The sequence below is a fragment of the Caldibacillus thermoamylovorans genome, assembly GCF_000751775.1.
In the GTDB taxonomy this organism is placed as follows: Bacteria; Bacillota; Bacilli; order Bacillales; family Caldibacillaceae; genus Caldifermentibacillus; species Caldifermentibacillus hisashii.
This window is the reverse complement of the sequence record NZ_CCRF01000068.1, coordinates 25,976-50,678: the sequence shown is the minus strand read 5'-3', so window position 1 is coordinate 50,678 and position 24,703 is coordinate 25,976. Positions and strand designations below refer to the sequence as shown.

The window sequence follows — 24,703 nt, the reverse complement described above, 5'->3', positions numbered from 1 at the left end:
CCGAATAATCAATTTTTCGAAAGCGTCTGTGTTGCTAACTGTAAAACCTTTCTGTTGCTACGTATGCGCTACCATATACAAAATTTCCCCATTGCTGGAATTTTTTAAAAAAAGTGTGTACAAATATGTTAAGAGATTATATAATTTAATTGTACTTACTTAATTAAATTAATTAAGTAATCTCTTCCAAAATAATTATTCATTTCCAGAAAGGCGAGAGAGATGCAACGAGGAACTTTTGAATGGATGAAATCAGTTAATAAAACAACAATTTTAAATAAAATTCGCTTGTCTGGTTCTATTTCCCGAGCAGATATTGCAAAAGAGACAGGAATTACACCGCCTACCGTAAGCAGTATTGTCAAAGAATTGATTGATGAAAATTTAGTAAAAGAAAGTCATATTGGTCGATCAACAGGTGGCAGGAAACCAACACTTCTACAATTAAAAGAAGATGGCTATTATGTAATCGGTATCGATGCAGGGTCGAAAATTATAAAAGGCATTGTCTGTGATTTAGTAGGTCAAATCCATAGCCGTGCCGAAGCGGAAATTTGGCCCAATATAACAAAAGAAAAATTTTTGGATTGCTTGGTAACAGTCGTTGAACAATTACTAACGAAAGATCAGCACGATACGGGAAAAGTTTTAGGCATTGGAGTCGCCATGCACGGAGTAATTGACATCGAAACCGGTACCTCTCTTTCTTCCGTCAATTCCGGTTTAATCAACGTACCTATTAAACAAACGCTGGAAAATAAATTTGGTTTACCGGTTAAAGTGGAAAATAATTCACGGGCCATGGCTTTAGGAGAGTTTTGGTTTGGCAATGAAAACGCTGTCAAACGTTTTGCGGTCATCAATATTGGTCGTGGTGTCGGGTCCGGATTGATTGTAGACAATAAGTTAATTCATGGTGCACAAGGTGTTACGGGGGAAATTGGACATACGACGATTTCGCTGGAGGGTGAACGATGCAGTTGCGGTAATATCGGTTGTTTTGAAACGTTTGTTACCGGCGATGCGATTGTCCGCAGAGCAAAAAGAATGATACCGACCGCACCGGAAAACTTGACGGCAGAGGAAGTCTATCGTTTAGCAAAACAAGGTGAAAAACAATACATTCATATATTAGAAGAAACCGGTCGTTTGATTGGAATTGGGATTGTCAATTTCATCCATACAGTTAATCCCGATAAAATCATTTTAAGTGGAGGGGTGATGAAGAGTAAAGAAATTATATTTCCGATCATTAAAAAAACAATTCATGAGCGAGTCCTTATCGATAAACTCAGAGAGGAAACGATCATTGAAGTAAGTAAACTGGGTGATGACATTACCGTACTGGGAGCAGCAGCTTTGTGGCTTAATGATTTATTCTATTGATTCGCTATGAAAATACGATGAGCTAAAGAAAAAGATTTTCCGGATCATTCCCTGCCTGTATTCATGCACCGTATATTGTGTGACACATAGGCTTTGAAGCTAAATTTTTAGATAACTAAAATATAAGTTTTATAGATATTCTTTCATGTCTCTATATAAATGAATGTTTCATTTAATATTTTGAAGGCGTTTCCTAGTTTCTGATTCTAATGAATTTTCCGAATATTGAAAGAGGGGATGCGTTTGAGGAAAGACGAGTACAACCTTTTGTAACTTCGGTCTGTTTTGAACAAGTTTTAAAAATTATACTCACACGCAAAATTTTTTAAAGGAGGTACTTTCATGAATGCTTTAGTTGCATGGCTGGAAAAGTTTTTCCTTCCTCTTGCAAGTAAAATCGGTGGGCAAAAGCATCTCATTGCTTTAAGGGATGCATTTATAGGAACACTGCCCGCAACGATGGCCGGTTCGGTGGCTGTTATGCTTAATGCGATTTTGCGAGATCTTCCACCACAATTTATTGATGGATATGATGGAACGACTATTCCGGTCATTAAACAAATTATTATGATTAACGGATATGTTTGGAATGGTACACTTGCGATCGCCGGATTGATTTTCGTATTCTCATGGGGTTACAATATTGCTAAAGCCTATGGGGTAAACGAACTATCAGGTGGGATTGTGTCAACGGCAGCTTCAATTGCCGGCATTACGTTCTCTTTCACCGGTGGAATTAAACTTAAAGGATTAAATTTGGATCCAGCTACTATAGAAGCTATTAATAAAGCCGGTTTGGCAGCTACACCGAAAGAAATCACCGCAACCGGTTGGGGCTGGCTCCCGCTCAATAACTTAGATGCAAATTTCTTTTTTACTGCAATGATTATCGGTTTTATTGCAACCATGATATATGTAAAATTAATGTTAAAAGATATTACGATCAAATTACCGGACTCTGTTCCACCTGCTATTTCTAAAGCTTTTGCATCAATTATTCCGGCTACGGCCGCTTTATATGAGGAGAGGTTATTTTGAATAAGGGTCTTAAAATTGCAACAATTGGCGGCGGCTCCAGTTATACACCCGAATTAATCGAGGGGTTCATTAAACGTTATGATGAATTACCTGTTTCCGAAATTTGGCTGGTCGATATTGAAGAAGGACAGGAAAAATTAAATATTGTTGGTAATCTGGCCAAACGGATGATTGCGAAAGCCGGATTGCCCATCGATATTCATTTGACACTGGATCGGGCAGCGGCATTAAAAGATGCAGATTTTGTAACAACGCAATTTCGTGTCGGGTTGTTGGATGCTCGGGCTAAAGATGAACGAATACCGCTAAAATACGGTGTGTTAGGACAAGAGACAAATGGACCCGGCGGATTGTTTAAAGGTTTACGGACAATCCCGGTTATTTTGGATATTTGTAAAGATATGGAGGAACTTTGTCCGGATGCTTGGCTGATTAATTTTACAAATCCGGCCGGAATGGTCACTGAGGCTGTACTCAGATATGCCAATATTGATAAGGTTGTCGGATTATGTAATGTACCGATCGGTATGGAAATGGCCGTTGCCGAATTATTGGAAGTCGATCACTCTCGAATCAGAATCGACTTTGCCGGACTGAACCATATGGTCTATGGCTTGGATGTATATTTAGACGGGGTGAGTGTGAAAGATCAAGTGATTAAAATGGTTACAGCGCTTGATGATAACAGCTTTGTTAAAAATATCCACGGTTTTGGCTGGGAACCGGAATTTTTAAAGGCAATCAATGTGATTCCTTGTCCTTACCATAACTATTATTATAAATCGAGGGAAATGTTTGAGAAGGTGAAACAAGAGGCAGAGGCGGAAGGGACACGTGCAGAAGTTGTCCAAAAACTTGAGAAGGAATTATTTGAGTTATATAAAGACCCGAATTTAGATATCAAACCACCGCAATTGGAAAAGCGGGGTGGTGCCTATTATTCCGATGCGGCTGTACGCTTAATCTCCAGTATCTACAATGATAAAAGAGATATTCAGCCTGTGAATACAAGAAACAACGGGGCCATTGCCAGTATACCGGATGAATCAGCGGTTGAAATCAGTTGTGTTATTACCAAAGACGGACCGAAACCGATTGCTGTAGGAGACTTGCCTGTTCCTGTTCGGGGACTTGTTCAACAAATAAAATCCTTTGAACGAGTAGCAGCAGAAGCAGCTGTCACCGGTGACCGGAATTTAGCAGTATTAGCTTTAACGATTAACCCACTCGTTGCATCAGACACGTTAGCAAAACAAATTGTGGATGATATGTTGGAAGCTCATAAAAAGTATTTGCCGCAGTTCTTTGGGAATTTTATTACGAAATAGCACAAAAATATATTAAACCAGATTTGGTATGACACAAAATATTGGAATTTGAATAGCCTTTCGGGATGTTAATCATTATATCTAAAAAATTTATCGGTTATCCATCAGGATAGCCTTTTTCCATTAATAGTATTTGCCATTGGGCTTATGATATAATAGGCAAAAACCTTTCATTTGGAGGTGGCAATCGCATGGGGTTATCTGATTATGAGTTGAAATTGTATCGTGAATTGCAGAATTGGGAAGAAACGTTTTTTGTGGAAGAAACCAATGATTTTGAGCGGATGTATGATTATTGGTTGGAAGAGTCGATAGAATTGATACCTGATGAGCTCCGAGAAAGATTTTTCAATAATTTAGATCAATGGTTGTTTTATGTGCAAAATGCGATCCAACAGTCGCAAAATGTAAATGAAAAAATAGAACTTATATTGACACAAGCCCAAATACATAACAATCAAATTCAAACCGTCGCCGATTTAAAATTATTACCAATTGAACAGTTGAATCATTTTGCCAATCAACAAATTTCCAATCATCAACTGCTTTCGCTTTTTCAAGGAGGGATGTCCGGATCCGGCCATACCTTATTATTAGGGGCAGATTTGCCGTTAATGTTAACCATTAATTTACGTGCCGTACAGTTAATTGGCTCGACTTATGGTTACGATATGAGATATCCGTTTGAAATGATGATTGCTTTAAAAGTTTTTTATTGTGCAACATTACCAAAGAGATTTCAAAAAATGTTCTGGCAGGAATTAATGGAAGAGGTGACTGATGCAAGTATTCCGTTTTTATATGAAGGAAATGAAAAAATTACAGACGCTTCCTGGCTGACACGACCATTGTCGCAAATATTGAAGGGATGGTTTATCTACCTGTTTAATAAAAAGAAAGAAACGAGTAATTCGCTGTTCAGTATTGTATTCAGTGCCGGTGTCAACTATGCGATTACAAAAAAAGTGGTGTCATTTGCAAAAAGGTTTTATCAATATCGATTATTGCAAGAGAAACTAGATAATCATTAACAAACCAATTATTTTTTTCGAAATCTTTCATTTACCATTGCTTGCTGGTGGGGGACAAGAAACGGACATCGGATACGACTATCCCATATAAGTTGTATCGGATTAGCCAAGACCTTATCCAGTGAAATATTTTTCATAAACCCTTTTTGAGTGTTACCAGATAGATTTTGACCAATCTGAACTACTAGATATTGGATGGTTTCGGAAATCTCGGGAAATCAGATCATTAAAGGGTTCCGACCACTTACCCAAACAGTTGGTCAGAACCCTTTTTTGCTAGTATTTTTTCAGCCCATAAATGCACAAGACGCATAAATCGAAAAAAGCGAATGTTTTTCAGCCAATAATAAGTCCCATTTGCTTAATAGCTTTCCAATCTTTAAATTTGGAAACCCTTAATAATAATAAAATCTTTTTAAGCGGCTATTCGATCTTTAACTATTGTTTATTTGTTCTCACAACGAGGACATCACATTTTGCATGACGGACGATATATTCAGAAACGCTTCCGATTAGAAAACGTTCGACTGCATTTAGTCCTGTCGCACCACACAAAATTAAATCCGCTTCATATTTTTGCGCAATATCTTTAGAAATTTTCACTTTAGGCGAACCGTATTCGATAATAATACTAACATTTTCAATTCCGGCATTGATCGCCTCTTCTTTATAGGTTTCCAATAATTCTTGCGCATATGAATCAGCTCGCTCTACAATCGATTGATCGTATGCATTAATTGTCGCAAAGGTGCGTAAATCGATGACATGGACGAGAAGCAAGGTACTATCGTTTTTTTTGGCAATTTTTATCGCTTCTTTAAACGCATACTCTGCCTCTTTTGAACCATCAATTGCAACAATAATTTTTTTATAATTTGACATAAAACCCCCTCCTTTACCTATTATTATACTATTAATGAGAGAATTTGAAAGCAAAAATTTTACAATTATATGAAAAAAGAAAACGATTCCTTGGTTTTGGGATAAGGTAATATACGATAATATATGCCAATAAAGAGAAATGGGGAAGCCTACACTTCCCCATTTTAAAAAATTTCTATTTGCTCTGTTTACACGAACTGCAGCTCTTTCGGATATTTTGTCAAGACTTCCACACCTGTTGCAGTAACGGCAACACTATCTTCAATCCGAACACCAACCCGATTTGGAATATAAATTCCGGGTTCAATTGTAAAAACCATCCCTTCAGCAAGGACAAGCGGATTTGTTTCGGTAACTGACGGAAATTCGTGGATGCTAATACCGAGACCGTGCCCTAAACGATGGGTAAAGTATTCACCATAACCGGCATCTTGAATAATTTTTCTAGCAGTTAAGTCAAGATTTGCACACGTCTTCCCCGGCTTTGTGGCTAAAACAGCAGCTTCCTGAGCTTTTCGGACCGTTTCATATATGCGAACCGCTTCATCATCAATCTCACCAAAAGCGACTGTCCTAGTAATATCTGAGCAATAACCTTCATAAATGACACCAAGGTCGAATAGAACAAGTTGCCCTTTTTGTACTTTTGTCAAATCGGGACTACCGTGCGGAGAGGCCGCCTTTGGACCGGAAAGGACGGTGGTTGCGAAAGACATTTGTTCGACACCTTTTTTCTTTAATTCATATTCGATCTCCGCTACAATGGCTAATTCACTAGCACCATCTTTAATTGCGTGTATACCGACGTCAATTGCGAAATCGGCAAGCTCACATGCTTTCCTCAATTTTTCAAGCTCTACCGGATCTTTAACGGCTCGAAGCTCGTTTAACTTTTCCTCCGCTTGGATAAACCGTACAGATGGAAAAGCTTTTCGTAAAATTTCATATCTTTCTACATTCATATGGCTTTTTTCAATGGCAATCTTAGCAACTGAACCTGAAGCTCGTTTCTTCATTTCAGCAAAAACTTTTTCCCAAGGATCATCTGTATCTTTGTAACCGATAATCATTTGTTCAAAACCGGCTACTTTTGCGGTTTCTTCCTCCATTTGCGGACAAACAAGGAATGGTTCAGCATGGGGAAAAAGGACGATGGCTAACAGACGTTCATGAGGGTCACTATAAAATTCACTAAAATAAAAGACGTTTTCCGTGGAAGTCAAAATGGCCGCATCGATCGTTTCTTGTTCGAGCCACTTGGCAAATCGTTCAATTCTTTTTTTCATTTCTTTTCACCTCGTATTAAAATAAAAATTGTTTGTGTGACTACCAATATTTTGTTCAGTTTATTATTATCCGAATCATTTGAATATGTATTGGTATCATTAGCAAAATCACTACAAGTTTAAGTTAGCACTTATGCAGTAAAAAGTAAATATAAGGAAAAATAGCAGGATTTCAACCGTCTGATATAGAAGTAATTTAATAACCCTCAATAATTGGAAAGGAGTATTTATAAATGAAAGTATCCTATCACGGTCATTCAGTTGTAAAAATAGTAACAGATGGAAAGGAAATTCTTATCGATCCCTTCATCACCGGAAATGGGAATACGGATCTAAAAGTTGAAAATGAAAGTCCGGATTTTATTTTATTAACCCATGGACACGGGGATCATGTAGGTGACACTGTTCAACTGGCAAAAAAGAAAGATGCTCTTGTTATAGCAATGGTAGAATTGGCAAATTATTTAAGCTGGCAAGGTGTAAAAACCCATGGAATGAATATCGGAGGTTCTTATGAATTTGAATTTGGAAAAGTGAAATTTACTCAAGCCTTCCATAGTACCGGTGTAGAAACGGAGGAACAAACGATTATTTATACAGGTATGCCGGCCGGTCTTCTTATAACCATTGAAGGAAAAACGATATATCATGCAGGGGACACATCTCTATTTTCCGATATGAAATTAATTGGAGAAAGACATCCGATCGATTTGGCCTTTTTACCGATTGGAGATAACTTTACAATGGGTCCGGAAGATGCGGCCTATGCAGCCAAATTGCTTCATGCAAAAACCGTTGTCCCGATTCATTACAATACCTTTCCGGTGATAAAACAAGATCCCGGTCGATTTATTAATTTGCTTGAAGACGGCAATGGAAAAGTGCTACAACCGGGAGAAACAATTGAACTTTAATTTATAAAAGTTGTTTTTCGTTTGCTGCTACGGTTACATTCTTAAGGCCGGAAGCAGACAAAAGCCCGTTAACGAACCATCCACCTTTTATAAAGACTACTTTTAATCAAAAAGTAACAATTTTATACAAACATGTCTTTATAAACGCTTAATCCCTACTTAATTGATTTAATGAGTAGGGATTTTTCCTTAAATTTTTATATAGTTTTTTTGAAAAATTTGAAGGATTTTTTGTCTTTTTGTCGAATAAGATAAACTTAAAATTCCCCAAAGATTTTCCTTCCTTCATCGTTTTTTACTGTACTAAGCATCCTAATTTTTTTCAAAGTGACCGAAAATTCCGATATATTCATTGAAGCCAAAATTTTGTATAATAAAAATGAAAGGAACGAGTTAAGTTACGTATTATTGAAATGCCGAAGTTTGTCAGGCAGGACAAAGAAAATCTGATTCATCCGAATGACCGGATGGCAAAATGGATACGCTTTTTAACAAATGAAGATGATGCGAGGTGGGAAGAGATGGCAAATCAAGACCCAATAATAGAAAATGCGGTAGATATGTTGCGCACAGTAAGTATGGACAGGGAAGCCCGGATGTTGGCGGAAGCCCGTGAAAAAGCATTAAAGGATATAAATACCATTCGTGGGGAAGGCATAGAAGAGGGCATAAAAAAAGGCATAGAAAAAGGAAGAAAAGAAGGCATAAGAGAAGGCATAGAAAAAGGCATAAAAGAAGGCAAACGGGAAATTGCAAAAAAGATGTTAATGGAAGGTGCAGATATTAACTTTATCGTTAAGATGACAGAGTTAACGGAATCTGAGGTTTTGGAATTAAAGGATGAGATGAATTGATAATTATAAAGGGAATTCTGGACGAGTAAGCGGGTAGTAATGTCTATCTGTCTACTCGTCTTTTTTAACAGGATAGTAACAGAAGATAGTGGGCTAGTTACAGAAAAAGGATTACTCACACATTTTTACAAAAACAATCAGCGACCATTAATTGGAAAAATTTCAATATATCCTGCACAAATCTTCCTGCTGTGGCTTAAGGGAAATCAAAGATGTAAAGGAGGAAGATAAGTGTCCGTAGTGTCCGATTGGTTCAACTAACCATCAGTGGAGATGAAGCCCCCACGGATGGAAGTTTCACTTTATCCCGCACAAACGGTCACTAAATCTTCCTCCTGTAGCTTAAGGGAAATCAAAGATGTAAAAGGAGGAAGATAAGTGTCCGTAAGTGCCCGATTAGTTCAACTAACCATCCGTGGGGATAAAGCCCCCACGGATGGAAGTTTCACTTTATAAACTATTTCCGGTTCATTTATTTATGAGATTTGCATATATTGAAAACAAAAGACTTATAGAAGGCAGGAGAAAAGAATGAAAAATCGTTGTATTTTATCTTTATTGATTTGTTGTTTCCTTCTGTACTATGCACTCCCTGAGTTACAATTGCACGGAAATTCTTTATCTGTTTATTTTTCTTGGACATGGCTAAGTCTTCTCATTATGGCATTCGCCGGTAATCTGGCAGCCGTTTTATTTTCACCGAAAAAAAGCAAGCAAGTTCCTCATAAAATCAATCAGAAATCTAGGGGAAAAGTCAAGTATTATCAACGTGGTTAATATTTTTCTCTACCAAAATAACCAGCCAACTATTTTACGTTGATCATGAAACAGGCAACTTCTAATTTTCGTGGAAATCATTTAAAAGATATTGAAAAAACTGGTATAATGCACATATGAGACGATCCATGAAAATATGTTGACTGAAGGTGAAACAATGACAACGAAACATGAACAAATATTACAATACATACAGAATTTACCAATTGGTGATAAAATCTCTGTCAGACAGATCGCAAAAGAATTAGGGGTGAGTGAAGGAACAGCATACCGAGCGATAAAAGATGCGGAAAATAAAGGGTTTGTCAGTACCATTGAGCGGGTAGGTACGATCCGCATAGAGCAAAAACGAAAGGAAAATATTGAACGACTTACGTTTGCGGAAATTGTCAATATTGTTGATGGACAAGTTTTAGGTGGTAAAAGCGGCTTACACAAAACCTTGAATAAATTTGTCATTGGTGCAATGGAAGTTGAAGCAATGATGCGCTATACAGAAGCTGGAAACCTGCTCATTGTCGGGAATCGGATGAAAGCGCAAAAGTCTGCATTGCAAAGAGGGGCAGCCGTCCTAATAACCGGGGGATTTGATACCGGTGACGATGTTAAAAAATTGGCTGATGAACTGGAACTGCCGATTATTTCTACTAGCTATGATACGTTTACAGTGGCGACATTAATCAACCGTGCTATTTTCGATCAACTCATCAAAAAGGAAATATTGCTTGTTGAGGATATTTTGATTCCTATCGAACAAACGTATTATTTAAAAGTCAATGAACCGATTCAAAAGTGGTATGAATTGAACGAGAAATACAGACATACCCGGTTTCCGGTAGTTACCGACGATCTGAAAGTAGAGGGCATGGTCACCTCAAAAGACGTAATCAGTGAAGATCGCGCGCGACCGCTTGAAAAAGTAATGACAAAACAACCAATTACCGTCACATTAAAAACAAGTGTAGCATCTGCTTCCCATATTATGATTTGGGAAGGCATCGAACTTTTGCCGGTGGTTGATGACCAAAATCGGCTTTTAGGAATTATCAGTCGTCAAGATGTGTTGAAATCACTCCAAACTATTCAAAGGCAGCCACATGTGGGTGAAACAATAGAAAACTTAATTTTTAACCACCTACATAAAAAAGAAACGACAGATGGTGTCGATGTTAGTTATGAATTTGATGTGACACCTCAAATGACAAATCAACATGGTACAATTTCTTATGGTGTCCTTACTTCTACCATTATCGAATCGGTTCATCGATTATTTCGCGCACAGAAAAAAGGTGAGATTGTCGTTGAAAGCATGTCTGTATATTATTTAAAGCCGGTTCAAATCGACTATGATATAACGATCCGGCCGAATATTCTTGAAATTGGGAGAAAGTTCGGTAAGGTAGATGTGGAAGTAGTTTCAAAGGGAATGATTGCTGCAAAAGCTTTGATTATGGTTCAATTTTTAGATCGTTAATTTTTATACATTGTACTATCAATTGGTTTTTTACATACCTTTTTCCATATTCTCTTTTTTTGTTCAACATAGGGTGAATAATATTTATATGCTTTAAAGTTTGTCCAGATAGAGATGGTTCCAACGATGATAAAAAGTATGCCGATGATAATGGATACAGTGGTTTGGGTGATGAATAAACGATTGAATCCAAAGACAGCGACAAACAAGCCGAGTGCAATAGAAGATTTGGCATTCCACCATTTTTTCTCTATCGGAGTTTTTGCCTGAAAAGATTTTACTTTGTAATATAAATAAAAGATAACTGAAAAAACGATGATCACAACAAATACAGGCATATATCCGTCTCTCCCTTTTCTGTTTTGATATTATTTTACCTGCTAATTTAAAAAAATGCCATAAAAAAGGACGATATCGTTTACAGTGAATTTTGATGGAAAAAGTGAGAAGGAGCTATTAAATATGAAAGAACAAATTTTACAAAAAATAAAAGAGTTTGATACGATTATTATTCATAGACATATCCGGCCCGACCCTGATGCTTATGGATCTCAAGGCGGCTTGGCAGAAATCATTCAAACTTCATTTCCTGAGAAGCGTGTGTATGTCGTTGGTGAAGATGAGAAAACATTGAAATATTTAAATACCATGGATCAAATACCTGATGAGAGTTACCGGAATGCGCTTGTCATCGTTTGTGATACGGCCAATCGGGAGCGAATATCTGATGGACGTTATCATACGGGGGCATTTCTCATTAAAATCGATCATCATCCGAATGAGGATAAATATGGTGATATTGTTTGGGTCGATACAAATGCCAGTTCAACCAGTGAATTAATTTACGAGTTTTTTTTATATGGAAAAGGGGATGGATTGAAATTATCAACGGAAGGGGCAAGACTTCTATTTGCCGGTATCGTGGGTGATACAGGACGGTTTTTGTATCCGAGTGCCACAGAAAAAACATTTCAATATGTAAGTGAACTAATAAAATATCCATTTTCGCGAACCGATTTATTTGAAAAAATGTATGAAACAACACAAAATCTCGCTAAATTTCAAGGCTATATTTTACAAAACTTTGAATTTGAGTTTGACGGTGTTGCCAAAGTTATTATTGATCAAAGGCTGTTGACCAAATATAACTTACGACCGCAAGAAGCTTCACAAACGGTTAGCGTGTTAGGAAATATTCAAGGAATAAAGGCATGGGCGTTCTTTGTTGAAGAAACGAATCAGATTCGGGTTCGTCTCCGTTCTAATGGCCCCACGATCAATGAAGTAGCGAAAAAATTCTCTGGTGGTGGCCATCCACGTGCAGCCGGTGCAACAATTTACTCTTGGGATGAAGTAGACCGGGTTATGGAAGAACTGAAAAAAGTTGTTCAAGATTATTTGGAAAATCAAAGCTAGTCGCTAATCCGGGATAAGGATGTTTCCTGCACTTGGAACTTAAGAAGAAAACAGCAACATTTAGATGCCATGATGGGCTAGTTAACCACAAGCCCATCTGATTTTTGCTATTGTGCCAATGTTAGTTCTAATTCGATATTCAAGGTGGTATAAATCACCATTTTTCGTACAGTCAGTTGATAACGGCGGTCATTGATGACAACCGGCTTATTTTCAATGACTTTTTCCAATAAATCTTTACTTGTATAAACAACATGTAAATCTTTCGCCAGTACATTACTGATATCTTCTTTTACCTTCTCTTGCACTTCGAAAATACTTAATGCATCAATTTTATATTTAGAACCATTGGTGATTTTAATCGATATATCTTGAACCGTAAGCAACTCTTTATTTTTCTCGTTCAGTTTTTTGAAATCTTCCTGCCAAATATTTTTTTCTTTTTCTAAATCGGCAATTAATTCCTCTTGCTGACGGATTACTTTTACCTGCTCTTCCTGCATACGCCCAAACATGTACAGAAAAATTAACCAACTGATGATCGCACCGATTACGACGCCGGAAAAAAATCGTTGGAAGCTTCTTGAATAAAAATAGGGAGGGATTCTCATGACAAATGCCCCTGGGTAAGCCAATTAATAATCAGTGCTCCGGTTTGTGCACCACCTAAAGCGGATAAAATGAGAAAAATTTGTTTGACAAGATCGCCGGTCTGTCCGTGCATCAATCCACGTTCAAAATTATATACGGCATCGAACGTTCCACCGATAGCGGCAACAATTGCCCATATCCGTAAACTATTGGATAGTCGGTAGATTTCTGTAAGTGGCGGTTCACCGATTAAAAAGGCTGATAAACCGCCAATCAAGGAGCCGCCGAGAATAACTCCAAGTGCGATAAAATAACTATGGATAAACGTTGGTACAAATGCTTCTGTCATTTAAACAACCCCCTGTTAACATAAACAGCCGAAATCGGACTGCCCCTATTAATAATTTATTGGTACAATGGAGTAAATATGAATATTTTACAATTCTTTGCTTGCTTTCAGTGTTAAAATAAGAACATATGTGCTATAATGAGAAGAAATAGGATGAACGGAAGGAAGATGTGTTGCCTATGGTACCTTTACATATGTACAGTGCCTATTCACTTTTATCAAGTACAATCCAACCTGAAAAAATGGTTATGGCAGCAAAACAAAGAGGATTCCATGCACTGGCAATTACGGATCAAAATGTTCTTTACGGTGTCATCCCTTTTTATAAAGCATGCCGGACCTATGGTATACAACCGATCATTGGACTAGAAGCTGATATTTTAATTGAAGAGGAATACGAAACGACCGCCTATCCGCTGCTTTTTTATGCAAAAAATTTACAAGGGTACCAAAACATAATGAAAATTTCGAGTGCTATTCAGACAAAATCTCCAAAAGGTATCCCAATCAAATGGCTTAAACATTATTGTTCAGGTTTGATCGCCATTTCTCCCGGTATTGAAGGAGAAATTGAAACGTATATTCTGCAAGGGCAAGAAGGACGTGCAAAGGAAAAAGTCAGCTTCTATCAACAATTATTTGAGAAAGAATCCTTCTATTTATCAATTCAGTCATTACCATCCCGGGATCATGAAACGTTAAGAAAAGCGATTTATAGTATGAGTGAGGAGATGAATATACCCGTCGCAGCTGTCGATAAAGTTTGTTTTCTGGATAAAGAAGATTATTTTTCATGGAAATGTTTGCAGGCGATCAAAGAGAATATAAATATTTCCGAGTTGACTGAAGATGCTTTGGATAAAGAAGGTTACTTGCGTACAAATGAAGAGCTGAACAGCTTATTTCAACAATACCCGGAAGCAATCGAAAACACTTTGAAAATTGCGGAACAGTGTCAAGTTGAAATTCCCTTTCATCAACAATTATTGCCTAAATACCCGCTCGATGAAAAAACAAGCGATGTGTTTTTAAGTGAACTGTGTGAAAAAAATTTATCTATTAGAATCGATTCACCAACTCCGATTTATAAAGAACGACTGAAATATGAACTTGACATTATTAAGAAGATGAAGTTTAGTGATTATTTTTTAATCGTTTGGGATTATGTTCAATTTGCCAGAAAAAATGGTATTATTGTCGGACCGGGCAGGGGATCGGCAGCCGGAAGTCTTGTTGCTTATGTTCTTGAAATAACGGATGTTGACCCGATTAAATTTGATCTGTTGTTTGAAAGGTTTTTGAATCCTGAGCGGGTGTCGATGCCGGATATTGATATCGACTTTCCTGATCACAGGCGCGATGAAGTTATTCAGTATGTGGCGAAAAAATATGGATCTACCCATGTGGCTCAAATTATTACTTTTGGTACATTTGCGGCTAAAGCAGCTGTAAGGGATGTTGCCCGCGTTTTTGGAAGAACAAATAAGGAATTGGATCAATTATCGAAAAGCATACCGAACAAATTAGGAATCACTTTAAAGGAAGCGACGAAAGAGTCCCAAGCTTTACAAGATTTAATGAAAAACGAAAACTTTCAGCAGATTTTCCAAATTGCCGCAAAAATTGAAGGATTACCGCGCCATACTTCAACACATGCAGCCGGGGTTGTTATCGGGGACAGACCACTGGTTGAATGGATTCCTTTACAAACAGGATCAAATGATGTTTTGCTGACCCAATACCCGATGGGAACCTTGGAAGAAATCGGTTTATTAAAGATGGATTTCCTTGGATTACGAAATTTATCACTTATCGAATCGATCATTCGGTCCATCCACAAGAAACAACAGAAAAAAATTGATTTAAAACATATTCCTTTTGATGATGAAAAAACTTTTAAACTGTTACAAAAAGGTCAGACAACAGGGATTTTTCAATTGGAATCGGAAGGAATGCGAGATGTGTTAATACGCCTGAAACCGACGGAATTTGAGGATATTGTTGCTGTCAATGCGTTGTATCGTCCGGGACCGATGACAAATATTCCTGTCTATATTAATCGAAAACATGGAAAGGAACCGGTCCGTTATCCACATCCTGACTTGGAAAATATTTTAAAGAAAACATATGGAGTCATCGTATATCAGGAGCAAATTATGCAAATTGCTTCCAAAATGGCAGGTTTCACATTAGGGGAAGCAGATTTACTTAGAAGGGCGGTTTCAAAAAAGAAGCGGGAAGTTTTGGATCAACAAAGGCAACATTTTGTAGCCGGTGCCAAAAATAATGGCTATTCGGAAACAACGGCAAATGAAATATATGATTTGATTGTCCGCTTTGCCGATTATGGTTTTAATCGCAGTCATGCCGTTGCCTACAGCATGATTAGTTATCAACTCGCATATTTAAAAGCCCATTATCCATTGTATTTCATGGCAAGTTTATTAACTTCGGTCGTAGGAAATGAAAATAAAACCGCTGAGTACATTAAAGAACTGAAACATCTCGGATTTACTATTTATCCACCATCCATTAATCACAGCTATTATCAATTTCAAGTTGAGCGTGATGGAGTTCGTTTTAGCTTGGCTGCGATTAAAGGAGTCGGTTTTCAAGCATTAAAAGAGATTATCCAAGCTAGGGGGGAACGGCCGTTTACCGATTTATTTGATTTCTGTTTACGTGTTTCACTTAAAGTCGTTAACCGAAAAGTGTTGGAAAACTTGATTCATGCCGGAAGTTTTGACGAATTTGGGCATGACCGGGCAGTCCTGTTGGCAACTTTGGATGTGGCGATTGAACATGCTCAATTAATGAAACCCGACGATCATCAAATTGACTCATTATTTTCAGAAGAACTGGATATTAAGCCGAAATATGTTGAAGTTGAACCGATTCCTATTGATAAAAAATTACAATTTGAAAAGCAGGTTTTAGGTTTATTTATTTCAAGACATCCGGTCAGCATGTATCGCAAGCTGCTTCAAAGTCAAGGTGCTCTGTTACTGGATGAACTGAAAATTGCCGGATCAAAATATCATGTCGGCGCTTATATTCAAGAAGTACGGAAAACAAGAACAAAAAATGGTGAAGCAATGGCTTTTTTACAAATTAGTGATGAATCGCAAGACATGTCAGCAGTTGTCTTCCCAAATGTTTATCGGACATCTTCAGCCTTAGTAAAAAAAGGAGAAATTGTTTTTATGACCGGTACGCTTGATTTTCGACATGGTCAAAAGCAATTTATCGTTAATTTCATCCAATCCGTTGAAAAACTGCGAAAAGAACCAGAAAGTAGAAAGGTGTATATTAAAATTGATGCAAATCATCAAACGAATGAATTATTAGGGAAATTGAAGAATATGATTAAAAAATATAAAGGGAGTATGCCAATCATTCTTTATTATGAAAAAAACCATCAGACCGTCCAGTTGGCAAAAGAACATTGGATTAATCCGGACAGTGCAGCTATCTCAGAATTAAAAAAATTATTGGGAGAACATAATGTTGCCATAAAGTAAAGAAAGCGAAAAGTCGATGCTCTGCTTTTGTTGTTTTTCTGGTGGAGATAAACAATACGAGCTAGCTCACAAGGAAGGACCGTCACTTCGATATGGATTGGTTGTCAAGGATAAAACTTGTCAAAAATATTTCCAAGTTCGTTTAGAAATGATGAATTTTGACGGAAGGATGCCGATCGATGTAGTTGGAATTTTTTGGTGTTTTTCTTATGGGCCTTGACCGAAAGTTTGAAACATTACGAGAAAAATATTTTTAATGATATCTTTACAATCTGATTATTTATGTTTATATTAGTAATAATATGTGGTCAGACCACTATTTAATAAATATTCGTAATGTTTTGAGGGGTGGAGAAGGTGAGTTTAAGGGAAGAAGCACTACAATTACATCAAATGAACATGGGGAAACTTGAAACGGTATCTAAAGTTCAATTGCAATCGCCGAAGGATTTAAGTTTGGCATATTCACCGGGTGTTGCAGAACCATGTAAAGAAATTTACGAACATCCGGAACTGGTATACGATTATACAATGAAAGGCAATACTGTAGCTGTTGTTACAGATGGAACTGCCGTGCTGGGATTAGGCAATATCGGACCGGAAGCAGCACTGCCGGTAATGGAAGGGAAAGCGGTCCTGTTTAAAAGTTTTGCCGGGGTTGATGCATTTCCACTTTGCCTTGGGACAACGGATGTTGACAAGATTGTTGAGACGGTCAAATTATTGGAACCAACCTTTGGCGGAGTTAATCTGGAAGATATCGCATCTCCAAATTGCTTTGAAATTGAAGAACGATTAAAAAGAGAAACCAATATCCCTGTCTTTCATGATGATCAACATGGAACAGCTATTGTTACCATAGCGGGTTTAATGAATGCATTAAAGCTGACAGGAAGGAAGATCCATGAAATTAAGGTCGTTATAAATGGGGCCGGTGCAGCTGGAATTGCCATTATTAAATTACTTTATCACTACGGAGTCCGTGATATAATCATGTGTGATACAAAGGGGGCGATTTATGAAGGCCGACCATTTGGGATGAATCAGCTTAAGGAAGAAGTAGCAAAAATTACAAATCGTGAAGGAAAGAAAGGATCGCTAAAAGAAGTCATTCAAGGAACTGATGTATTTATTGGGGTGTCTGCAGGTGGAATCCTATCGAAGGAAATGGTTCGCTCCATGAATCCGGATCCGATTATTTTTGCGATGGCCAACCCGATTCCCGAAATTATGCCGGAGGACGCGAAAGAAGCAGGTGCTGCAGTAATCGGAACAGGTCGTTCTGATTATCCGAATCAAGTCAATAACGTACTGGCATTTCCGGGGATTTTCCGTGGTGCCTTAGATGTTCGAGCAACAATTATTAATGAAGAAATGAAGCAAGCAGCTGTTGAAGCGATTGCCAGCCTAATTAGTGATGAACAATTGTCACCTGATTATGTCATTCCAAATCCGTTTGACCCGAGAGTGGCTCCATATGTTGCCCGAGCTGTAGCAAAAGCGGCAATGGAGACTGGGGTGGCACGCAGAAAAGTTGACCCATCTAATGTTCACAAGAAAACGAAAGAAATCGCATCAATTAAATAGAGATTAATATTTTTTGCAATGATGAATAAAAACAAAAAGGGATAACTATATAAAATGGTGAGTGAAAAAAGTGGGCCAAAGGCAATACCAACAAAAAGTATACTTAGAAACATTCGAAAAAATAAGAAAAATTATTCAAGAAAGAAATTTGCAGCCTGGTGATAGACTCCCATCTGAAAGAGAGTTGACAGATCTTTTACATGTTGGTAGATCGAGTGTTCGTGAGGCTTTAAGAGCCATGGAATTACTTGGTTTAATTGAAACAAGAAGAGGCGAAGGAACATTTATCGTTGATTTTCGAAAACATCAACTGGTAGAATTATTAAGTAGTTTTGTTTTTCAAAGAGAGAATGCAGATCATGATATTTTAGAAGTAAAAAGAATTATTGAAACATCCGGTATTTATAAACTCGTATTTAACAGGACTTATATTGATATTTCTCAATGGAATGAAAAATATTTTGATCGTGAAAAATTTTTTGAAAGAATTTTAATTTTAACGGATAATCAGTTATTATTAAAAATATGGTATATTTTATCGGAATTTATCCGTTTACTCCAATTTACCAATCCAATCGAAAAGAAATATTATATTGAACTGCTGACAGCAATTAATAGCGGAAATTGGGATCAAGCTTTATCTATCTACATGCTATATTTTGATCAAGCAAAACCGATACAATAAACATTGCTTGGTCTGTAATTTCAGTCAAGCTTAGTGAAAGAGACAAGGGGGAAATACCTTGCTAAGAGATATTTTTTCTAAAAACAAGAAAACATATGCAACTATTCCTGTACCGTCTGCAACCGATGATGTTCCAGTCGGTATTATGACGAAATGCCCGAACTGTAAAAAAATTATGTTTACACGTGAAATCGAGCAAAATATGAAAATCTGTTTACATTGTGATTACCATTTCCCAATGAATGCAAAAGAACGGTTATCAAGTATTCTTGATGAAAATTCCTTTGCTGAGATGGATAAAGAATTGGTTACCGTTAATCCACTTGGCTTCCCTGAATATGTAGAAAAAGTAGAAAAAGATCGCAGGAAAATGAAAATGAATGAAGCAGTTGTAACCGGAACAGGAAAGATTGAGGAAAAACCGGTCGTCATTGCCGTTATGGATTCATTTTTCCGAATGGGGAGCATGGGGTCCGTTGTCGGTGAAAAAATAACGCGTGCCATTGAAAAAGCAGATGAATTACATTTACCGTTCATCATTTTTACAGCTTCCGGCGGTGCCAGAATGCAAGAAGGAGTCTTAAGCCTCATGCAAATGGCTAAAACAAGTGCCGCTTTAAAACGATTCAGCGATCATGGAGGACTAATCATTACTGTTATGACTCATCCGACAACCGGTGGCGTTTCAGCTAGTTTCGCTTCTTTAGGAGATTTTAACCTTGCTGAACCTGGAGCATTAATCGGTTTTGCCGGAAAGCGGGTCATCGAACAAACCATTCATGAAGAACTTCCCGAAGATTTTCAAACCGCAGAATTCCAGTTAAAACACGGACAATTAGATGCAGTCATCCATCGGAAAGAGATGCGCAAAAAAATATCGCTTATTCTCGAACTGCATCATATTGGAGGTGTTACAGAATGACGGTAGAACTGGAATTTGAAAAGCCGCTCATTAATTTACGTAAAAAATTGGACGAGCTAAAATTAATTACACAAAATGCCGATGTCGACTTAACCGATGAAATTGAAAAATTGGAATTACGACTTCACAATTTGGAAGAAGAAATTTATAAAAATTTAGAGCCATGGGATCGAGTACAAATTGCAAGACATCCGAATCGCCCGACGACACTAGATTATATAAATTATTTATTTGAAGATTTCTTTGAATGTCATGGCGATCGTACCTTTGGCGACGATGAAGCCATTGTTGCAGGGATTGCCAAATACAAAGGAAGGCCGGTAACAGTTATTGGACATCAGCGTGGCAAAGATACGAAGGAAAATATTCGCCGTAATTTCGGTATGCCGCATCCAGAAGGGTATCGAAAAGCATTGCGCCTAATGTTCCAAGCTCAAAAATTTAACCGCCCAATTATTTGCTTTATTGATACTAAGGGAGCCTACCCCGGAAAAGCAGCGGAAGAAAGGGGACAAAGTGAGGCCATTGCCAGAAATCTTTTTGAAATGGCAGGGTTAACTGTTCCGATTGTTTGTATCGTTATCGGTGAAGGTGGTAGCGGCGGGGCACTTGCATTAGGTGTTGGAAATCATATACATATGTTGGAGAACTCGACGTATTCAGTCATTTCCCCTGAAGGTGCAGCTTCGATTCTTTGGAAGGATGCAACCCTTGCAAAAAAAGCGGCAGAATCAATGAAAATTACAGCCCAAGACTTAAAGCAATTAGAAGTCATCGATGAGATCATCCCCGAAGTCAAAGGGGGAGCTCATAATAATATTAAGGAACAGGCAAATTTAATTGACACTGTTTTGAAAAAATCTTTGGATGAGTTGTCCAAGTTATCGAAAAATGAACTTGTTCAAGATCGTTATCAAAAATTTGCTAAGATCGGTCAGTACACCGTAGAATAGTTTAAGAACTAGCTGAGGAACGTGAATAATGCACGTTCTTTTTTACAGAATAAGAAAGTATATAAATACAAGTGATCAACTTTAGATTAGTTTTATTGTCTAGTTTCATAAAAGAAGTGACGGAGCAGAATCTTACTTTTCTTTACAATGTTAACAGATTTGTAAAATAGATAACGTTTTATCACCAAAGAAAGCGATTACTTTTGAAAAATGGTTTTGTTTTTTAAATTTGGGTTCCATATCTTATTGAGTTTAAGAAAGTATCGTGGTAAGGTAAATATGAAATTTGTTTAATAATGAACAAAGAAATATAGAAATATCAATATAATTATGTAGGTGAGGTGTTTGTCATGAAAAAAATTGCTGTTTTAACAAGTGGTGGCGATTCTCCAGGTATGAATGCTGCAATCCGTGCAGTCGTTCGTAAAGGAATTTATCATGATCTGGAAGTTTACGGGATTTATCATGGTTTTCATGGACTAGTAAATGGGAATATCGAAAAACTGGAGTTAGGTTCCGTCGGTGATATTATTCACCGCGGCGGTACGATTCTTCGCTCAGCCCGCTTGCCGGAGTTTGTCAATCCTGAGGTACAAAAAGAAGGTTTAGAACAATTACATAAACATGGAATCGAAGGATTGGTCGTTATTGGTGGCGACGGTTCTTACCGTGGTGCGAACGCTTTAACAAACCTCGGTTTTCCTTGCGTCGGTGTGCCGGGAACAATTGATAATGATATTAGCGGTACAGAATTTACCATTGGTTTTGATACGGCGATAAATACCGTTATTGATGCGATCGATAAAATCCGCGATACCGCTTCTTCACATGATCGGACATTCGTCATTGAAGTGATGGGAAGAGGTGCAGGTGATATTGCTCTTTGGTCCGGTCTTGCCGGTGGAGCCGAAACGATTCTGATTCCGGAAGAAAAGGAAACGATTGATAACATTATTGACCGTCTAAATCGCGGTAAACAAAGAGGAAAACGGCACAGCATTATTGTCGTTGCAGAAGGTGTAATGAGCGGTGTTAAATTAGCTGAACAATTAAAAGAGAGAATTGATGCTGATGTCCGTGTATCTGTCTTGGGGCATATACAACGCGGTGGTTCTCCATCTGCAACGGATCGCTTTTTGGCAAGCCGCTTAGGTGCACGTGCTGTAGAATTGCTGCTCGAAGGAAAAGGTGGCAGAGCGGTAGGAATTGTAAAAAATACGATTGTGGATCATGCCATTTCAGAAATTATTAATCAACCACATAAGATCGATAATGAAATTATTCGATTGGCAAAAGAATTATCGATTTAAGATCAGGAGGATAATTGAAATGAGAAGAACAAAAATAGTTTGTACAATAGGTCCGGCCAGTGAAAGTGTTGAAAAATTAGTACAGTTAATTGAAGCAGGCATGAATGTAGCACGATTAAACTTTTCTCATGGTGACCACGAAGAACATGCAGCCAGAATTAAAAATATTCGTGAAGCTGAAAAAATTACCGGGAAACATGTTGCCCTTTTGCTTGATACGAAAGGTCCCGAAATTCGTACTCATAATATGGAAAATGATGCCATCGAACTGATTGAAGGAAATACAGTAACAATTTCAATGGAAGAAGTTCTCGGTACACAAGAAAAATTCTCCGTTACATACGAGGGTTTGATTGATGATGTTCAAGTCGGAGCAAAAATTTTATTGGATGATGGACTCATTGGCCTTGAAGTTATTGATGTTCATAAAGATAAAAAAGAAATAGTGACCAAAGTTTTAAATGGAGGGGTTTTAAAAAATAAAAAAGGTGTGAATGTACCGGGCGTATCTGTTAATTTGCCGGGGATTACTGATAAAGATGCAAGTGATATTGTTTTTGGGATTGAGCAAGGAATTGATTTTATTGCAGCTTCCTTTGTTCGACGTCCCAGTGATGTTTTAGAAATTCGCGAACTACTCGAGCAACAAAATGCGCCTCATATCCATATTATTCCAAAAATCGAAAACCAAGAAGGCGTCGATAAAATTGACGAAATTTTAGAAGTAAGCGACGGCTTAATGGTTGCGCGCGGTGACCTTGGTGTAGAAATTCCGGCTGAAGAAGTCCCATTGGTACAAAAATTGCTTATAAAAAAATGTAATAAACTGGCCAAACCGGTTATTACTGCTACGCAAATGTTGGATTCTATGCAAAGAAATCCTCGTCCGACAAGAGCTGAGGCAAGTGATGTAGCCAATGCGATTTTTGACGGAACAGATGCAATTATGCTTTCCGGTGAAACGGCTGCAGGAAAATATCCGGTTGAAGCAGTACAAACGATGCATAATATAGCCGTTCGAGCTGAAAGTGCATTAAATCATAAAGGAATATTAGCCTTACGCTCAAAAGAAATTGAACATAATATTACGGATGCTATTTGTCAATCCGTTGCCCATGCTGTCATTAACCTGGATATTGATGCTATCATTACTCCAACAGAAAGCGGTCATACGGCAAGAATGGTATCAAAATATCGCCCGGCTGCACCAATTGTTGCTGTCACAAGTCATGAAAAAGTCATGAAACAACTTTTATTAGTTTGGGGCGTTTATCCACAATTAGGCAAAAGATCAGAATCAATTGATGAAATGCTTGAAAAATCCGTAAGTGAAAGTCTGAAAAGCGGTATCGTTAAACACGGAGACAATGTAGTAATTACGGCAGGAGTTCCGGTTGGTGAAGCCGGTACAACAAACATGATGAAAATTCATGTGGTCGGCAGTGTGCTGGCAAAAGGTCAAGGGATTGGCAGAAAAAATGCATTTGGAAAAGTTGTCATTGCTAAAAACAGTAAAGAAGTACTGGAAAAAGTAAGTGAACATTCAGTACTTGTTACATTTTCAACGGATCGCGACATGATGCCTGCACTTGAAAAATGTCAAGCATTGATTACGGAAGAAGGCGGTTTGACCAGCCATGCAGCTGTTGTTGGCTTAAATCTGGGGATTCCGGTCATCGTTGGTGTAAAAGATGCATTGTCGATTTTGAAAGACGGCCAGGTAGTAACGGTAGATGCAAACACCGGGCTTGTTTATGAAGGCCATAATAGTGTACTATAGATATACATTGGAGCAATTGGGCACTGCCAATTGCTTCAAATTTATCATCAATTTTACAGATTTTCCGCATGAGAAAGCCCACTTCTTTAGTTGGTAGAAGTTTTCCGGAATAGATAAAGATTTGATGTTTTTGTAAACATTTAGGTTAAATTCAATCAAACGAAGGGAACCGAAGATAGGCGGTGGGGAAATGCGATTTTTCATACTGGTTTTTATTATTCTGCCTGCGCTTGAAATAGGTGTGTTTTTATTATCGGGAAAAACGATTGGCGTGTGGAATACGGTACTGATCATTATTTTCACAGGAATCCTTGGTGCCTTTCTGACAAAAAGGCAGGGCTTGGAAGTCATGCGAAAGGCTCAAGATGCGGTTCGTGCCGGCTATCCTCCCGGTGATGTTTTATTAGACGGTATCTGTATCTTCTTAGGTGGCAGCTTGTTAATTTCTCCTGGATTTATTACTGATTGTCTTGGATTAATTTTGCTTCTCCCTCCTACAAGAAAACTCATTAAACCGCTCCTTATTAAGTGGTTTCAACGATGGATTGATAAACGGACAATTTATATTGATTAAATAAACTAGGGAGGTTCCCGTATTTACCTAATTATTAGTAGGTGA

The 24,703-nt window shown here is 37.7% G+C and carries 21 protein-coding genes and 1 pseudogene; 17 read left to right on the top strand and 5 right to left on the bottom strand.

What is annotated here, in order from left to right; genetic code table 11:
• Positions 1–222 precede the first annotated feature (222 nt).
• The 4 genes from BT1A1_RS12160 (at position 223) to BT1A1_RS12145 (ending at position 4,783) form a co-directional block, all read left to right on the top strand.
• Positions 223–1,386, top strand: coding sequence for an ROK family transcriptional regulator (locus BT1A1_RS12160; protein ID WP_034771679.1), 1,164 nt, complete (start codon positions 223–225; stop codon positions 1,384–1,386).
• 342 nt (positions 1,387–1,728) lie between these two features.
• Entirely contained in the window at positions 1,729–2,424 is a 696-nt protein-coding gene (locus tag BT1A1_RS12155) for a PTS transporter subunit EIIC (RefSeq protein ID WP_081912362.1), read from the top strand.
• Entirely contained in the window at positions 2,421–3,752 is a 1,332-nt protein-coding gene (locus tag BT1A1_RS12150; RefSeq protein WP_034771678.1) for a 6-phospho-beta-glucosidase, read from the top strand. The genes BT1A1_RS12155 and BT1A1_RS12150 overlap by 4 nt, the downstream gene beginning before the upstream one ends.
• Before the next feature lie 191 nt (positions 3,753–3,943).
• Positions 3,944–4,783 carry an EcsC family protein gene (locus tag BT1A1_RS12145; protein WP_034771677.1) on the top strand — a complete coding sequence of 280 codons (840 nt, stop codon included), beginning with the start codon at positions 3,944–3,946 and terminating at the stop codon, positions 4,781–4,783.
• 438 nt (positions 4,784–5,221) lie between these two features.
• Here BT1A1_RS12145 and BT1A1_RS12140 read toward each other — a convergent pair whose 3' ends face one another.
• Together BT1A1_RS12140 and BT1A1_RS12135 are read right to left on the bottom strand one after the other, a co-directional pair.
• Entirely contained in the window at positions 5,222–5,665 is a 444-nt protein-coding gene (locus BT1A1_RS12140) for a universal stress protein (protein WP_034771675.1), read from the bottom strand.
• A gap of 188 nt (positions 5,666–5,853) precedes the next feature.
• Positions 5,854–6,951, bottom strand: a complete 1,098-nt coding sequence (locus tag BT1A1_RS12135; RefSeq protein WP_034771674.1) for a M24 family metallopeptidase — start codon at positions 6,949–6,951, stop codon at positions 5,854–5,856.
• A 233-nt stretch (positions 6,952–7,184) separates the two neighbouring features.
• Here BT1A1_RS12135 and BT1A1_RS12130 point away from each other — a divergent pair, with 233 nt between their 5' ends.
• From BT1A1_RS12130 to BT1A1_RS12115, 4 genes and pseudogenes are all read left to right on the top strand, one after another.
• Positions 7,185–7,865: a metal-dependent hydrolase gene (locus BT1A1_RS12130; RefSeq protein WP_034771673.1), complete on the top strand. Its 681-nt coding sequence runs from the start codon at positions 7,185–7,187 to the stop codon at positions 7,863–7,865.
• A gap of 398 nt (positions 7,866–8,263) precedes the next feature.
• A pseudogene (locus BT1A1_RS12125) lies at positions 8,264–8,719 on the top strand (Rpn family recombination-promoting nuclease/putative transposase); the annotation flags it as partial.
• 531 nt (positions 8,720–9,250) lie between these two features.
• Positions 9,251–9,496 carry a hypothetical protein gene (locus BT1A1_RS12120; RefSeq protein WP_034771671.1) on the top strand — a complete coding sequence of 82 codons (246 nt, stop codon included), beginning with the start codon at positions 9,251–9,253 and terminating at the stop codon, positions 9,494–9,496.
• Positions 9,497–9,653: 157 nt separating this feature from the next.
• Positions 9,654–10,970: a DRTGG domain-containing protein gene (locus BT1A1_RS12115; protein ID WP_034771670.1), complete on the top strand. Its 1,317-nt coding sequence runs from the start codon at positions 9,654–9,656 to the stop codon at positions 10,968–10,970.
• Here BT1A1_RS12115 and BT1A1_RS12110 read toward each other — a convergent pair.
• Positions 10,967–11,308 (bottom strand): YtpI family protein, encoded by a 342-nt coding sequence (locus BT1A1_RS12110; RefSeq protein WP_051989124.1) that lies wholly within the window; start codon positions 11,306–11,308, stop codon positions 10,967–10,969. The genes BT1A1_RS12115 and BT1A1_RS12110 overlap by 4 nt on opposite strands.
• 124 nt (positions 11,309–11,432) lie before the next feature.
• On the opposite strand from BT1A1_RS12110, the gene BT1A1_RS12105 reads away from it, so the two are divergent.
• On the top strand, positions 11,433–12,386 hold the full coding sequence (locus tag BT1A1_RS12105) for a DHH family phosphoesterase (RefSeq protein ID WP_034771669.1): 954 nt from the start codon (positions 11,433–11,435) through the stop codon (positions 12,384–12,386).
• 107 nt (positions 12,387–12,493) lie between these two features.
• Here the strand turns inward: BT1A1_RS12105 and ytrI are convergent, their stop codons facing one another.
• On the bottom strand, positions 12,494–12,997 hold the full coding sequence (gene ytrI, locus BT1A1_RS12100) for a sporulation membrane protein YtrI (RefSeq protein WP_034771667.1): 504 nt from the start codon (positions 12,995–12,997) through the stop codon (positions 12,494–12,496).
• Positions 12,994–13,326 (bottom strand): sporulation membrane protein YtrH, encoded by a 333-nt coding sequence (locus tag BT1A1_RS12095; RefSeq protein WP_034771665.1) that lies wholly within the window; start codon positions 13,324–13,326, stop codon positions 12,994–12,996. The genes ytrI and BT1A1_RS12095 overlap by 4 nt, the downstream gene beginning before the upstream one ends.
• Positions 13,327–13,505: 179 nt before the next feature.
• On the opposite strand from BT1A1_RS12095, the gene dnaE reads away from it, so the two are divergent.
• From dnaE to BT1A1_RS12055, 8 genes are all read left to right on the top strand, one after another.
• Positions 13,506–16,847 (top strand): DNA polymerase III subunit alpha, encoded by a 3,342-nt coding sequence (dnaE, locus tag BT1A1_RS12090; RefSeq protein ID WP_034771663.1) that lies wholly within the window; start codon positions 13,506–13,508, stop codon positions 16,845–16,847.
• Between the two features lie 357 nt (positions 16,848–17,204).
• On the top strand, positions 17,205–18,434 hold the full coding sequence (locus BT1A1_RS12085; protein ID WP_034771661.1) for an NADP-dependent malic enzyme: 1,230 nt from the start codon (positions 17,205–17,207) through the stop codon (positions 18,432–18,434).
• Between the two features lie 70 nt (positions 18,435–18,504).
• Positions 18,505–19,119: a FadR/GntR family transcriptional regulator gene (locus tag BT1A1_RS12080; protein ID WP_034771660.1), complete on the top strand. Its 615-nt coding sequence runs from the start codon at positions 18,505–18,507 to the stop codon at positions 19,117–19,119.
• A gap of 58 nt (positions 19,120–19,177) precedes the next feature.
• Entirely contained in the window at positions 19,178–20,041 is an 864-nt protein-coding gene (gene accD, locus BT1A1_RS12075; protein ID WP_034771658.1) for an acetyl-CoA carboxylase, carboxyltransferase subunit beta, read from the top strand.
• Positions 20,038–20,994: an acetyl-CoA carboxylase carboxyl transferase subunit alpha gene (accA, locus tag BT1A1_RS12070; protein WP_034771657.1), complete on the top strand. Its 957-nt coding sequence runs from the start codon at positions 20,038–20,040 to the stop codon at positions 20,992–20,994. Before accD ends, accA begins: the two co-directional genes overlap by 4 nt.
• 350 nt (positions 20,995–21,344) lie before the next feature.
• Positions 21,345–22,304 carry a 6-phosphofructokinase gene (gene pfkA, locus BT1A1_RS12065; protein ID WP_034771655.1) on the top strand — a complete coding sequence of 320 codons (960 nt, stop codon included), beginning with the start codon at positions 21,345–21,347 and terminating at the stop codon, positions 22,302–22,304.
• Between the two features lie 19 nt (positions 22,305–22,323).
• Positions 22,324–24,084 carry a pyruvate kinase gene (pyk, locus tag BT1A1_RS12060; protein ID WP_034771654.1) on the top strand — a complete coding sequence of 587 codons (1,761 nt, stop codon included), beginning with the start codon at positions 22,324–22,326 and terminating at the stop codon, positions 24,082–24,084.
• 190 nt (positions 24,085–24,274) lie between these two features.
• The gene (locus tag BT1A1_RS12055) at positions 24,275–24,658 is read left to right on the top strand and encodes an FxsA family protein (RefSeq protein ID WP_034771653.1); all 384 of its coding nucleotides are present in this window, start codon (positions 24,275–24,277) and stop codon (positions 24,656–24,658) included.
• Positions 24,659–24,703: the final 45 nt, after the last annotated feature.